At 69.5% G+C, this 14,137-nt stretch carries 11 protein-coding genes; 8 read left to right on the top strand and 3 right to left on the bottom strand.

The window, feature by feature from the left end:
- Positions 1 to 12: 12 nt before the first annotated feature.
- Together GT755_RS15265 and GT755_RS15260 are read right to left on the bottom strand one after the other, a co-directional pair.
- Positions 13 to 918 (bottom strand): metal ABC transporter substrate-binding protein, encoded by a 906-nt coding sequence (locus tag GT755_RS15265; RefSeq protein WP_328794351.1) that lies wholly within the window; start codon positions 916 to 918, stop codon positions 13 to 15.
- A gap of 61 nt (positions 919 to 979) precedes the next feature.
- Positions 980 to 1,375 (bottom strand): DUF6703 family protein, encoded by a 396-nt coding sequence (locus tag GT755_RS15260; RefSeq protein ID WP_161480369.1) that lies wholly within the window; start codon positions 1,373 to 1,375, stop codon positions 980 to 982.
- A gap of 53 nt (positions 1,376 to 1,428) precedes the next feature.
- Here GT755_RS15260 and GT755_RS15255 point away from each other — a divergent pair, with 53 nt between their 5' ends.
- Positions 1,429 to 1,710, top strand: a complete 282-nt coding sequence (locus GT755_RS15255; protein WP_030450688.1) for an antibiotic biosynthesis monooxygenase family protein — start codon at positions 1,429 to 1,431, stop codon at positions 1,708 to 1,710.
- Between the two features lie 65 nt (positions 1,711 to 1,775).
- The gene (locus GT755_RS15250; protein ID WP_202610044.1) at positions 1,776 to 3,158 is read left to right on the top strand and encodes a glycine--tRNA ligase; all 1,383 of its coding nucleotides are present in this window, start codon (positions 1,776 to 1,778) and stop codon (positions 3,156 to 3,158) included.
- Between the two features lie 8 nt (positions 3,159 to 3,166).
- Here GT755_RS15250 and GT755_RS15245 read toward each other — a convergent pair whose 3' ends face one another.
- On the bottom strand, positions 3,167 to 4,588 hold the full coding sequence (locus GT755_RS15245; RefSeq protein WP_161480368.1) for an alpha/beta hydrolase: 1,422 nt from the start codon (positions 4,586 to 4,588) through the stop codon (positions 3,167 to 3,169).
- A 301-nt stretch (positions 4,589 to 4,889) separates the two neighbouring features.
- On the opposite strand from GT755_RS15245, the gene ppdK reads away from it, so the two are divergent.
- The 6 genes from ppdK to rpoD all read left to right on the top strand — a co-directional run bounded on the left by ppdK (position 4,890) and on the right by rpoD (position 14,096).
- Positions 4,890 to 7,487 carry a pyruvate, phosphate dikinase gene (ppdK, locus tag GT755_RS15240; protein ID WP_161480367.1) on the top strand — a complete coding sequence of 866 codons (2,598 nt, stop codon included), beginning with the start codon at positions 4,890 to 4,892 and terminating at the stop codon, positions 7,485 to 7,487.
- A gap of 105 nt (positions 7,488 to 7,592) precedes the next feature.
- Positions 7,593 to 8,825, top strand: a complete 1,233-nt coding sequence (locus GT755_RS15235) for a deoxyguanosinetriphosphate triphosphohydrolase (RefSeq protein ID WP_161480366.1) — start codon at positions 7,593 to 7,595, stop codon at positions 8,823 to 8,825.
- A gap of 10 nt (positions 8,826 to 8,835) precedes the next feature.
- Positions 8,836 to 10,029 (top strand): NAD(P)/FAD-dependent oxidoreductase, encoded by a 1,194-nt coding sequence (locus tag GT755_RS15230; protein ID WP_161480365.1) that lies wholly within the window; start codon positions 8,836 to 8,838, stop codon positions 10,027 to 10,029.
- A gap of 67 nt (positions 10,030 to 10,096) precedes the next feature.
- Entirely contained in the window at positions 10,097 to 10,963 is an 867-nt protein-coding gene (locus tag GT755_RS15225) for a M23 family metallopeptidase (protein WP_161480364.1), read from the top strand.
- Positions 10,964 to 10,972: 9 nt separating this feature from the next.
- Positions 10,973 to 12,811 carry a DNA primase gene (dnaG, locus tag GT755_RS15220; protein WP_161480363.1) on the top strand — a complete coding sequence of 613 codons (1,839 nt, stop codon included), beginning with the start codon at positions 10,973 to 10,975 and terminating at the stop codon, positions 12,809 to 12,811.
- Positions 12,812 to 12,989: 178 nt separating this feature from the next.
- Positions 12,990 to 14,096: an RNA polymerase sigma factor RpoD gene (gene rpoD, locus GT755_RS15215; protein WP_231515294.1), complete on the top strand. Its 1,107-nt coding sequence runs from the start codon at positions 12,990 to 12,992 to the stop codon at positions 14,094 to 14,096.
- The last annotated feature ends 41 nt before the right edge of the window (positions 14,097 to 14,137 follow it).

Here is a 14,137-nt window from a genome sequence, read left to right as displayed (position 1 = left end):
GTCGCCTTCCGGTCACTGGCAGCCGAGTGCGGTGCGAAGCGCGGTGAGGTTGGCGGTCATGCCGGAGACGTAGTCACCACCCTGGGGAGGGCTCTCCAGCGGATTGAGAACCGCCGTCTTGGCCCCGACCTCGCTCGCGAGGACCTCGGCGACCTTCGGGCTGACGAGCTCCTCGGTGAAAATGGTAGTCACCTTCTTCTCCTTCGCGATCCGGGCGGCCTCGGCCAAACGGGCAGGAGACGGTTCGGCGTCGGGGTCGATGCCGCCGATGCCGACCTGTTCGAGCTTGTAGCGGTTCGCGAGGTAGCCGAACGCGGTGTGGGCGGTGACGATCGTGCGGTTCGCGCAGGTCTCCAGGCCCTTGGCGAACTCGGCGTCGAGGGTGGTCAGCGCCGCCGCGGTCTGCTTCGCCCGTTCCTTGTACGCCGCCCCGTGAGCCGGATCGGCCTCGGCGAGCCGCCCGCCGAGCGCGGTCGCGAGCGTGGCCATGCGGGAGGGGTCGAGCCAGAGGTGGGGGTCGTAGGCGAGCTCCTCCTCCTCGTGGCCGTGCTCCTCCTCTTCTTCTGCGTGTTCGTCGTGGACGGCCGCAAGGGTGGGCACGGCCGAGGCCGCGTCGAACCCCCGGTCGGCGGCGTGCTGGGCCACCGCCTCGTCGACGGCGGGCTGCACGCCCTTGACGTACACGACCAGAGAGGCCTCGGCCACCCCGGCCACCTGCTGCGGGGTGAGTTCGAGGTCGTGGGGTTCGACCCCGGGCTTGGTCAGGCCCTCGACGGTCACGTCGGGGCCGCCGACCTTCTCGGCGAGCCACTGCAGGGGGAAGAACGCCGCGTCCACCACCGGTTTGCCTGTCTCGGCCGCCGTGGAACCTCCACAGGCGGCCGTCAGGACGAGGGCGGATCCGGCGATGAAACGCACAACATTTCCGGGCATCACCCGACAGAGTGTGCCAGAAAATGAAAATGATTGTCAAAACGGTCTAGAAGGATCCGAACCGTGTCACCGCCACTGCCAGCAGGAACGCGAGGAGCGCCAGCCGCAGCACCCGCGCGCCCACCCCGAGCGAGGGCCACGACAGGTAGGCGAGCCATCCCGTGAAGGCGATCACCGGGAGCATGCACAGGCCGCCGCGCCAGTCGGGGAGGGCGAAGCCGCCGATGAAGAAGGCCACCAGCACGACCGGCAGCAGCCACTTCGGCATCTGGTAGAGGTAGACGAGCAGCGGCGCGCTGCGGGTCTCGACGGTCTTGCGCAGCCCGGTCGCGCCGGGCGTGAAGAACTGCTCGCCGGGCGGCAGCGGCCGCGGGGCCTTCTTCTTCCTCTGCGGCTGGTTCGAAGACTGGGCGAGCGGATGGCGGGGTCGACGGTTGGCCACCCGTCGAGGTTACTCGCAGGTGGAAGACCCCCGGCTGATGGCATGCTGGGCTCATGCTGGCCGTGATCCGCTATTCCGTGCCCGAAGCCAGGGCCGAGGAGTTCGAACTGCACGCCCGCGAGGTGATCGACCTCTTCTCGGCGCAGAGCGGCTTCCTGCGCGGCCAGGTCGGCCGCTCGGTCGACGAGCCCAACCTGTGGGCTCTGGTGAGCGAGTGGGAGGGCGCCGGGTTCTACCGCCGCGCCCTGTCGGCGGCCCGCATGACCATGTATCCGCTGATGACCCTGATGATCAACGAGCCCGGGGCGTTCGAGCAGGTCTATCCCAAGGGCTGAGGCCACTAAGCTTGCGCCATTCCCGTTTTCCCATCGCCGACACCCAGCCGGATGGAGCACTACTCATGGCACGTCGCGCCGACGTCATGGACACCATCGTCAGTCTCGCCAAACGCCGCGGGCTCGTCTACCCGTCCAGCGAGATCTACGGCGGTCTGCGGGCGTCCTGGGACTACGGACCGCTGGGTGTCGAGCTCAAGAACAACGTCAAGCGCGAGTGGTGGAAGGCCATGGTGCAGGGCCGCGACGACGTCGTCGGCCTCGACTCGTGCGTCATCCTGGCCCGCGAGGTCTGGCAGGCCAGCGGCCACGTCGAGACCTTCACCGACCCGCTGACCGAGTGCCAGGCCTGCCACAAGCGCTACCGCGCCGACCACCTCGAAGAGGCCTACGCCGAGAAGCACGGCAACCCGCCCACGAGCCTGGCCGACATCACCTGCCCCAACTGCGGCAACAAGGGCGCCTTCACCCAGCCCAAGCAGTTCAGCGGCCTGCTGAAGACCTACCTCGGCCCGGTCGAAGACGAGTCGGGCCTGGCCTACCTGCGTCCCGAGACCGCGCAGGGCATCTTCATCAACTACCTGAACGTGCAGCAGTCGGCCCGCAAGAAGATCCCGTTCGGCATCGGCCAGCAGGGCAAGTCGTTCCGCAACGAGATCACCCCGGGCAACTTCATCTTCCGCACCCGCGAGTTCGAGCAGATGGAGATGGAGTTCTTCGTCAAGCCCGGCACCGACGAGGAGTGGCACCAGTACTGGATCGACGAGCGCCTGCGCTGGTACGTCGACCTCGGCATCTCCAAGGACAACCTGCGGCTCTACGAGCACCCCAAGGAGAAGTTGTCCCACTACTCGAAGCGGACCGTCGACATCGAATACCGCTTCAACTTCACCGGCGCCGAGTGGGGTGAGCTCGAGGGCATCGCCAACCGCACCGACTTCGACCTGTCGAGCCACGGCAAGGCCTCCGGCACCGACCTGTCGTTCTTCGAGCAGGACAGCGGCGAGCGCTACATCCCCTACGTCATCGAGCCGGCGGCCGGCGTCGACCGCGCCACGCTGACGTTCCTGCTCGACGCCTACACGGTCGACCAGGCCCCCAACGCCAAGGGCGTGATGGAGGAGCGCACGGTCATGCGCCTCGACCACCGGCTCGCGCCGGTCAAGGTCGCGGTGCTTCCGCTGTCGCGCAACGCCGACCTCACCCCCAAGGCCAAAGACCTGGCCGCCCAGCTGCGCCGCCGCTGGAACGTCGACTTCGACGACGCCGCCGCGATCGGCCGCCGCTACCGCCGCCAGGACGAGATCGGCACCCCGTTCTGCGTCACCGTCGACTTCGACACCCTCGACGACCAGGCGGTGACCATCCGCGAGCGCGACACGATGGCGCAGCAGCGCATCGCGCTCGACCAGGTCGAGTCCTACCTGCGTCAGCACCTCAACGACTAGCCCGACGACTAGGTCGCCGGACAGACGGTGCCCTTCGCGGGCACCGTCCCGTTGAGCAGGTACGCGTCCACGATCCCGGTCACGCAGAGCGTCTGGCCGTAGGCCCCGTGGCCCTCGCCCTGGAACGTCAGCAGCACCGCGTTGCCGAGTTCCGCGGTGAGCCGCGGGGCCCACACGAACGGCGTGGCCGGGTCGTTGACCGCCCCGACGACCAGCACCGGATACTGGGTGCCGCGGGAGCTCACCCGCTTGTTGGAGTCCTCGCCCGGCGTCGGCCACACGCTGCAGATGCCGGCGCTGGCGGCGTCCGGGCCGAAGATCGGGGAGACCTTCGTCAGGTCCCTGGCCAGCGCCTCGGCCTGCGCGAAGGTCGGCCGTTCGGTGGTGTCGGCGCAGAGCACCGCGTTCAGCGACGACAGCAGGGTGTTGTACGTGCCGTCGGGCTGGCGGCCGGCGTACAGGTCGGCCAGCGTCTGCACGCCGGTGCCGTCGCCCGCGATGGCGGCGGTCAGCGCCTGGGTCAGCAGGGGCCAGCTCAGCTTGCTGTAGAGGGCCTCGCCGATGGCCGCGCGGACGGTGTCGTCGGTCACCTTCCGGCCGTTCACCATCAGCGGCTTCTTCTCGAGCTGGTCGAGCAGGCGCACCACCGCCGCGTTGCCGCCGAACGGGCAGCCCTGCCTCTCGCAGTCGGCCAGGTAGTTCTCGTACGCCTTCTGGAAGCCCAGCACCTGTGTCCGCGACTGTTCGAGCAGGCCGACCGTCGGGTCGAGGGCCGCGTCGAGCACCATCCGGCCCGTCTTCTGCGGGAAGAGCGTGGCGTAGGTGGCCCCCAGGTGGGTGCCGTAGGAGAAGCCCAGGTAGTTGAGCTTCGGGTCGCCGAGGGCCTGCCGGAGCAGCTCCATGTCCTTGGCGGCGTTCACGGTGCCGACGTACGGCAGGATGCGCCCGGCGTTCTTCTGGCAGCCCTGCACGAACTCGATCGACAGGTTCCGCTCGGTGGTCTCGTCGAGCGACGGCTCGGCCTCCAGGAACTCCTCGAACTCCTTGGGCGGCAGGCACTGGATGCCGCTGCTGCGGTCGACCCCGCGCGGGTCGAAGCTGACCAGATCGTAGCTCCGGTTCAGGGACGCGAACGCGGTGCCCGAGGCGAGCAGGGTGGTGACCCCCGAGCCGCCGGGGCCGCCGAAGTTGAGGACCAGCGATCCGATCCTCGGCCCGGTCGCCTTGCTGCGGACCACGGCGAGGCCGAGGGTGCCCTTGCCCGGGTCGGCGTAGTCGAGGGGCACGGTCAGCGTCGCGCACTGGAAGGGCGCCGTCGGCGCCTCGGGGCACGTCGCCCACGCCAGCCCGGCCGGGTCGACCGGGCCGCCGCCTCCGCCGACCCCGGTCATCGCCACCAGGGCGATGACGACCAACTTCGCTCGGCTCATTCGTCACCCTCCGGATCGGGATCTTGTCGGAGGGTGTTTCCACGATAACAGGGCATTGGTCTCTACCAATTGGCGGGGGGCCGGAACAATGCGCGCAGACGAATTGGTTCAGACCAATCATGGTCTTGTGAAAAAACGGCCGTTCTTTACGTTCGGGGGAATTGGATTAGACCGGTTCTACCCACCTCACCTGCGGGAACACTTATGTGTGACAGCCGTGAGGTTTCGTGCTCTGCTTAATCGGTAGAGTCCCGCTCGCGGGGTGGTTCCGCGATTAATTGGGCCCCTGGAGGAGACTGTCGTGCCGAAGCTCGTCTATGACTTCACCGAAGGAAACAAAGACCTGAAGGACCTCCTCGGGGGCAAGGGCGCCAATCTCGCGGAAATGACCAACCTCGGGCTGCCGGTCCCGCCCGGTTTCACGATCACCACGGACGCGTGCCGGTCGTACATGGCCGACGGGTCGATTCCCGCCGAGGAGATCGGCACCCACCTCGAGAAGCTCGAGGCGGCGATGGGCAAGAAGCTCGGCGACCCCGACGACCCGCTGCTCGTGTCGGTCCGCTCCGGGGCCAAGTTCTCGATGCCCGGCATGATGGAGACCGTCCTCAACATCGGCCTGAACGACCGTTCCGTGCTGGGTCTGGCACGCCAGTCCGGAAGCGAACGGTTCGCCTGGGACTCCTACCGGCGGCTGATCCAGATGTTCGGCAAGACGGTGATGGACATCGACGGCGACCTCTTCGAGGAGGCCATCGACGAGCTCAAGGCCGGCCGCACCGACCTCGACCTGACCGCCGGCGACTTCGAGGCGCTGGTCGGCACCTACAAGGAGATCGTGCGCCGGGAGAGGGGCCGCGACTTCCCCGAGGACCCCAAGGAGCAGATGGAGCTGGCCATCAAGGCCGTCTTCGACTCGTGGAACGCCCCCCGCGCGATCCTCTACCGCCGCCAGGAGCGCATCCCGGCCGACCTCGGCACGGCCGTCAACGTGGTCGCGATGGTCTTCGGAAACCTCGGCATGGACTCGGGCACCGGCGTCGCCTTCACCCGCGACCCCGCCACCGGCCACCAGGGCGTCTACGGCGACTACCTGCAGAACGCCCAGGGCGAGGACGTCGTGGCGGGCATCCGCAACACCGTCCCGCTGCAGCATCTCCAGGAGATCGACCCGCACTCCTACGCCGAGCTCATGGACATCATGGCCAAGCTCGAAGGCCACTACCGCGACCTGTGCGACATCGAGTTCACCATCGAGCGCGGCAAGCTCTGGATGCTGCAGACCCGGGTGGGCAAGCGCACCGCCGGGGCCGCCTTCTGCATCGCCACCCAGCTCGTCGACGAGGGCCTCATCGACCTCGACGAGGCGGTCCGGCGGGTCACCGGCGACCAGCTCGCCCAGCTCATGTTCCCCCGCTTCGCGGCCGACCACGGCAACACCGTGCTGACCCGGGGCATGAACGCCTCCCCGGGCGCGGCCGTCGGCCGGGCCGTGTTCTCCTCGGCCCGCGCGGCCGAGCTGGCCGCCGAGGGCCAGGACGTCATCCTGGTCCGCCGCGAGACCAACCCCGACGACCTGGCCGGCATGATCGCCGCCCGGGGCGTGCTGACCTCGCGCGGCGGCAAGACCTCCCACGCGGCCGTGGTCGCCCGCGGCATGGGCAAGACGTGCGTCTGCGGCGCCGAGGAGATCGAGGTCGACGCGAAGGCCGGCCGCTTCACCGTCGGCGACGTCGTCGTCGAGGAGGGCGACGTCATCTCCATCGACGGCGGCACCGGATGCGTCTACCTGGGCGAGGTGCCCGTGGTGGCCTCCCCGGTCGTGGAGTACTTCGAGGGCCGTCCCTCCGACGACGAGCTGGTGCGGGCCGTCGACCTGGTCATGCAGCACGCCGACGCCCGCCGCCGCCTGGACGTGCGCGCCAACGCCGACACCCCCGACGACGCCGCGCGGGCCCGCCGGTTCGGCGCCAGCGGCATCGGCCTGTGCCGCACCGAGCACATGTTCCTCGGCGACCGCCGGGTGCTGATCGAGGACCTGATCCTGGCCGGGACCGCCGAGGAGCGGCAGGCCGCCCTCGACGCGCTGGAACCCCTCCAGAAGGCCGACTTCGCCGGGTTGTTCGCCGCCATGAAGGGCCTGCCGGTCACGATCCGGCTCATCGACCCGCCGCTGCACGAGTTCCTGCCCGACATCATCGACCTGTCGGTCAAGGTCGCCACCGGCAAGGGCACCAAGAAGGACCGCCGCCTGCTGGAGGCCGTGCAGCGCCTGCACGAGCAGAACCCGATGCTCGGCCTGCGCGGGGTCCGCCTCGGGCTCGTCGTGCCCGGCCTGTTCGCGATGCAGGTGCGGGCCATCGCCGAGGCCGCCAAGGCCGCCGACGACGCCAGACCGGAGATCATGATCCCGCTCGTGGGGGCCGTACAGGAACTGGAGAGCGTGCGCGAGGAGGCCCGGCGCATCCTCGCCGAGGTCGGGGTGGACGCCCTCATCGGCACCATGATCGAGGTGCCGCGCGCGGCCCTGACCGCCGGGCAGATCGCCGAGGCGGCCGAGTTCTTCTCCTTCGGCACCAACGACCTGACCCAGATGACGTGGGGCTTCTCGCGCGACGACGTCGAGGCGGCGTTCTTCGGCACCTACCTCGACAAGGGCATCTTCGGGGTCTCGCCGTTCGAGTCGCTCGACCGCGACGGCGTCGGCCGCCTGATGAAGGTCGCCGTCGAGGAGGGCCGCAGGGCTCGGCCCGGCCTCAAGCTGGGCATCTGCGGCGAGCACGGCGGCGACCCCGCCTCGGTCCGGTTCTGCCACGAGATCGGCCTCGACTACGTCTCGTGCTCTCCGTTCCGGGTCCCGGTGGCCCGCTTGGAGGCAGGGCGGGCCGCGCTTATGTAACAGACCCCGGCGACTCAGGCAATCAGATGTTTCCAGCGCGTTTGTCGTGAAGGCCGATATTTGCGGGTACCTTCTAGCTCCCTCGCCGCGACGAAAGGGGGAGCCGTGAGGCCATATGACCAGCACGACGAGGCACGCTGGGTTCCCGAGCCGCCGGGGAATCCGGAACGCAGCCCGTTCGAACGCGACCGCGCCCGGGTGCTCCACAGCGACGCCCTGCGCCGGCTCGCCAGCAAGACGCAGGTGGTGGCGCCGGTCGACCAGATGATGCACAGCCCGCGCACCCGCCTGACCCACTCCCTGGAGTGCGCCCAGATCGGCCGCGAGATGGGCAAGGCCCTGAACCGCGACCCCGACCTGGTCGAGACCGCCTGCCTGGCCCACGACCTGGGCCACCCGCCGTTCGGCCACAACGGCGAGTTCGCGCTGAACCAGATCGCCGAGCGCGCGGGCGGCTTCGAGGGCAACGCCCAGAGCCTCCGGCTGCTGTCGCGGCTGGAGGCCAAGGTCATCACCGAGGACGGCATCAACGCCGGCCTCAACCTGACCAGGGCCACCCTCGACGCCGCGATCAAGTACCCGTGGGACCGCTCGTGCGGGGACAAGTTCTGCGTCTACCCCGACGACATGGCGGTCTTCGAGTGGGTGCGCCAGGGCGCCCCGCCCGGCTCGGTGAGCTTCGAGGCCCAGATCATGGACTGGGCCGACGACGTCGCCTACGCGATCCACGACCTCGAAGACGCCCTGCACAGCGGCTACGTCACCCCGGGCATGCTCCGCGACCCGGCCGAGCGCCTGGAGGTCTGCAAGCTCACCCAGGAGTGGTACCTGCCCGACGCCGACCTGGGCGAGTTGGAGGAGACCTTCACCCGGCTGATCGGCGAGCCCCTGTGGCCCGGCCGCTTCGACGGCGGTTTCCCCGACCTCGCCGCGCTCAAGCAGCTCACGAGCACGCTCATCGGCCGCTTCTGCCGCCGCGCCCAGGACGCCACCCGCGAGGCCTACGTCCTCGACGAGGCCGGCCGCCACGACGCCGACCTGGTCGTGCCCCACGTCACCCGGCTGGAGTGCGCCCTGCTCAAGGGCGTCACCGTCCGGTTCGTGATCGGGGAGGCCGACAACCAGACGGTCCGGGCCCGGCAGCGCGAACTGCTGGCCGAGCTCACCTCGCTCACCATGCTGGGCGCCCCCCACACCCTCCAGCCCGCCCTGCGCCCGGCCTTCGAGAACGCCAGGGACGACGCCGGACGGCTGCGGGCGGTGATCGACCAGATCGCGTCGCTGACCGACGCGTCCGCCACCGCGATGCACCGGATGTTGTCCGCCCGGAGCGCGTAAAGGAGCCCGAATGTTCGTCATCATCGGAGCCGGCCTGGCCGGAGCCAAAGCCGCCGCCACCCTCCGCGAGGAGGGCTACCAGGGCGGCGTCACGCTCCTCGGCGCCGAGCACGAACGCCCCTACGAACGCCCGCCGCTGTCCAAGGGCTACCTCCAGGGCTCCACGGAACTGGAGAAGGTGTACGTCCACCCCGAAGGCTGGTACCGCGAGCACGACGTCGACCTGCGCCTCGGCACGGCCGCCACCGCGATCGACCGGTCGTCGCGCCAGGTGGTGCTGGGCACGGGCGAGCGGGTGGCGTACGAGAAGCTCCTGATCGCGACCGGCGCGACCCCGCGCCCGCTGCCCGTCGAGGGGGCCGACCTCGACGGCGTCCACTACCTGCGCACCGTCGCCGACAGCCAGGCCCTCCGGGCCGCCTTCGCCCACGGCGGCAACGTGGTCGTGATCGGCGGCGGCTGGATCGGCCTGGAGACGGCTGCCGCGGCCCGCAAGGCCGGCTGCGACGTCACCGTGATCGAGCCCGAGCCGACCCCCCTCCACAGGACGCTCGGCCCCGAGATGGGCGAGGTCTTCGCCGGCGTCCACCGCCGCAACGGCGTCGACCTGCGCCTCGGCGCGAAGGTCGCCCGGCTGACCGGCGACGGCCACGTGCGCGAGGTGGTCCTGGAGAGCGGCGAGGCCATCCCCGCCGACGACGTGATCGGCGGCATCGGGGTGGCCCCCAACGTCGAACTGGCCCGCGACGCCGGCCTGGAGATCGGCACCGGCATCCTCGTGGACGCCGCCCTCCGGTCGAGCGACCCCGACATCTACGCCGCCGGCGACGTCGCCGAGGCCGTCAACCCCCTGCTGAACCGCCGGATCAGGGTCGAACACTGGGCCAACGCCCTCAACCAGGGCCCGGTCGCCGCCAGGTCGATGCTCGGCCAGGACGTCGTCTACGACCGCGTCCCCTACTTCTACACCGACCAGTTCGAGATCGGCATGGAGTTCTCCGGCGACGTCACCGGCGCCGACGACCTGGTCATCCGCGGCTCCGACCTGGAGTTCATCGCCTTCTGGCTACGCGAGGGCCGGGTGATCGCGGGCATGAACGTCAACGTGTGGGACGTCGTCGGCGACATCCAGAAACTGATCAGAAACGGTGACACCGTCGACCCGAAGCGACTGGCCGACCCCGAGACGCCTTTGGCAGGATGACCTCACCTTCGGTCCAAACCGGCCGTTGGGTCATGTCACGTCAGATAACGTCACCAGGGTGGAGATCATGCGACCCGGGACCTCGGCCCTCCTCGTGCTGGCCTTTCTGACCGCCGCCTGCAGCGGTCCGGCGGGTGTCGCAGGCGTCAGCACCCACCCGCCCGCCGCCCCCGACACGGGCACGCCCCTCGACGACGCGGGGCCGACGCCCGAGCCGGCGTTCATCTCGGCGGCGGTGCCTCCGACGGGTGAGGAGCCGGTGCTGCTGCCGCCGCCGAAGTTGTCGAAGTTCACCTACACCTTCCCCGTGAAGGGCTGCAAGGTCTCCTACGCGCGCAAGCTGCTCGTGCTGCCCAAGACGACGATCTGGGCCGACCGGGGGTGCGCCTTCGTGGCGCCGGTCTCCGGCACGGTCCGCGAGGTGAACGTGCAGAACCGGTGGGTGCCCTCGACCGACCGGGGAGGCGACCGCGAAGGGCGTTACGTCACGCTGCTGGGCGACGACGGCGTGCTCTACCTGGGCGGGCACCTCGACACCGTGGCCGAGGGGATCGTGCCGGGGAAGAAGGTGAAGGCGGGGCAGCAGCTCGGGACGGTCGGGAACACCGGCAACGCCCGCGACACCGCCAGCAACCTCTACTTCGCGGTGACCTGGAAGACCGACGCCAACGAGTGGTGGATCAGGCGCGGCATGGTCGAGCCGTGGGACTACCTCGACGCGTGGCGTAACGGCAACCGCACCTATTCTCCGGCGCAGGAGATGAAGGCGGTCCGGAAGAAGACCGGGCCGCTGCCGGCGTGCTCGGTCGCCTGCTCGTCCAAGCCCGAGGTGAAGGGCGTCGAGCGGCCCGAGCGGCCGAAGCCGACCCGCAAGCCCGTGCAGCCCGTCGAGGTGGGGCCGCTGGACGTCGAGGTGCCCGGCGTGGGTGACTAGACTCACGGCGTGGCAGGCCGGATCAGCGATGACGACATCGCCCTCGTCAGGGAGCGTTCCCCGATCGCCGACGTGATCGGCGAATACGTCCAGCTCCGCAACGCCGGAGGCGGCAATCTCAAGGGCCTGTGCCCGTTCCACGACGAGAAGTCGCCCTCGTTCAACGTGACCCCCGCGCGGGGGATGTACTACTGCTTCGGCTGCTCCGAGGGCGGCGACGTCATCTCCTTCCTCCAGAAGATCGACGCGCTGACCTTCGCCGAGGCGGTCGAGCGGCTGGCCGGGCGGGCGGGCGTCCAGCTCCGCTACGAGCAGGGCGGCTACGTGCCGGGCCGGCAGCAGGGGGAGCGGTCGCGGCTGATCGAGGCCCACCGGGCCGCCGCTGAGTTCTACGTCTCCCACCTGACCTCGCCCGAGGCCGCGGTCGCGCGGCGGTTCCTGTCGGAGCGCGGGTTCGAGCGGGCCGACGCCGACCACTTCGGGGTGGGGTACGCCCCCAACGAGTGGGAGGCGCTGTCGCGTCACCTGATGGGGCGCGGGTTCAGCGTCCAGGAGCTGATCAAGGGAGGGCTGGCCCGGGAGGGCCGACGGGGGCCGATCGACCGGTTCCGGGGGCGGCTGATCTGGCCGATCCGCGACATCACCGGCGACGTCATCGGCTTCGGCGCCCGCAAGCTCATCGAGGCCGACGACGGCCCGAAGTACCTGAACACCCCCGAGAGCCCGATCTATCACAAGAGCTCGGTGCTCTACGGCATCGACCTGGCCAAACGCGAGATCTCCAAGCGGTCGCAGGCGGTCGTGGTCGAGGGCTACACCGACGTGATGGCGCTCCACCTGGCCGGGGTGCCGACCGCCGTGGCCACCTGCGGCACCGCCTTCGGCGAAGACCACATCAAGGTGCTGCGCCGCATCCTGTTCGACCAGGGGCAGGGCGAGGTCATCTTCACCTTCGACGGCGACTCGGCCGGGCAGAAGGCCGCCCTGCGGGCCTTCCAGGACGAGCAGAAGTTCGTCACCCAGACCTTCGTGGCCGTGCAGCCCGACGGGCTCGACCCCTGCGACCTGCGGGTCCAGAAGGGCGACGCGGCCGTCCGCGACCTGGTGGCCAGCCGCGAGCCGCTGTTCGCCTTCGCCATCCGCAGTGTGATCGGCCGCTACGACACCAGCACCAACGAGGGCCGCCTGTCGGCGCTCGACGCCGCCGCCCCCGTGGTCGCCTCGATCAAGGACAAGGCCCTGCGCCACATGTACGCCGTCGACCTCGACCGCTGGCTCGGCTTCATGAACGAGCGCCTGGTCGTCGAACGGGTCACCGAGATCGCCGCCCGGCCGGTCGAGGCCCGGCCGGAGAAGAAGCCCGCCAAGGCGGCCCCGCTCGACCCGCACCAGCGCTACGAGTTCGAGGCGCTGCAACTGGCGGTCCAGCGGCCGGCGCTGCTCGGCCCCGAGTTCGACGTCCTCGGCGCCGGCGCCTTCACCCGCGCGGAACACGCCGCGCTCTACGAGCTGATCGTCTCCTGCGGCGGCACGGCGGCCGGGGGCGCCGGTGGGAGGGAATGGGTGGAACGGCTCCTCGCGGGGGCCTCCGAGGAACTCAGGCCCTTCGTGACCCGTCTGGCGGTCGACCCGCTGAGGGTGGAGACGAACGGCGAGGAGCGCCATGGCGTCGGGCTGCTGGCCCGGCTCCAGGAGGTCACGGTGAGTCGCCGGCTCGACGCCCTGAAGTCCCGGATGCAGCGCCTGAACCCCGTCGACGAAGCTCAGGACTACAACCGGATGTTCGGCGAACTGGCCGCGCTCGAAGCGCAGCGGCGGATGTTGCGAGAACGTCTGGCCGGGGCGTGAATATCAATTCCTTTCCGCACCTCACAGAGGCGAAACACGGGTTTGATATCGATTCGGTAATGACGCGGATCTAACCTTCGGTGACAAAAATAGGCCTGCCGTTTTGTTGTGGTTATACCGCAGACTGTGTTCCGTGGGTGCATCGGTGCTGCCAAGCGGGCCGCCATCGGTAGACCAGGTGGCCGAGCTCGTCGTGAAGGGAAGAGAGCGCGGGAGCGTCACGGTTGACGACGTGGCCGCCGCGCTCGACCGATCCGGGCTTGAGGCCGACGCGCTGGAGCGCGTCGTGCGCATGCTCGCCGAGAACGGAGTGGAGGTCCTCGAGCCGCAAGGCGACGAGGAGACGTCCAAGCCCGACGAGGAAGACGTCGGTAAGAGGGCGCCGACCAGCGACCTGGTCAGGATCTACCTGCGGGAGATCGGCCGGGTTCCGCTGCTCACCGCCGAGGAGGAGGTGGAACTCGCCAAGGCCATCGAGGCCGGCCTCTTCGCGGAGGACAAGCTCTGTGAGAGCCCCGCGATCCGGGTGGCCCGGCCCGAGTTCGAAGATCTCGTCTGGGAGGGCGTGCGCGCCAAGCAGCGCCTCATCGAGGCGAACCTGCGGCTCGTCGTCTCCATCGCGAAAAGATATGTCGGCCGCGGAATGTTATTCCTCGATCTCATTCAAGAGGGCAATCTCGGGCTGATTCGCGCGGTCGAGAAATTCGACTACACCAAGGGCTACAAGTTCTCGACTTATGCGACGTGGTGGATTCGGCAGGCGATCACGAGGGCCATCGCCGATCAGGCGCGGACCATTCGAATTCCGGTCCACATGGTGGAGACGATCAACAAACTGGTGCGCGTGCAGCGTCAGCTGCACCAGGACCTCGGCCGCGAGCCCGCGCCCGAGGAGATCGCCGCCGAGATGGACCTGCCGATCGACCGGGTCATCGAGATCCAGCGCATCGCCCAGGAGCCGGTCTCCCTCCAGTCGCCCATCGGCGAGGAAGACTCCGACCTCGGCGACTTCATCGAGGACGCCGACGCCGTGGTGCCGATCGAGGCCGCCGCGTTCATCATGCTGCAAGACCAGCTCGACGACATCCTGGCCACGTTGTCGGAGCGGGAACAGCGCATCATCCAGCTCAGGTTCGGCCTGGCCGACGGGCATCCGCGCACGCTGGAGGAGGTCGGGCGGGAGTTCGGGGTGACCCGGGAGCGCATCCGCCAGATCGAGTCCAAGACGCTCGCCAAGCTGCGTCACCCGACGCGCGCCCAGATGCTCCGCGACTACCTCGACTGACCCTTCGCCGGACACGGCCCGTGCCCCGGACCCGGGACACG

Source organism: Herbidospora solisilvae (assembly GCF_009901565.1).
GTDB lineage: Bacteria > Actinomycetota > Actinomycetes > Streptosporangiales > Streptosporangiaceae > Herbidospora > Herbidospora solisilvae.
Note: the sequence above shows the minus strand (reverse complement) of the source record. Positions and strands in the feature narration are given on the sequence as shown.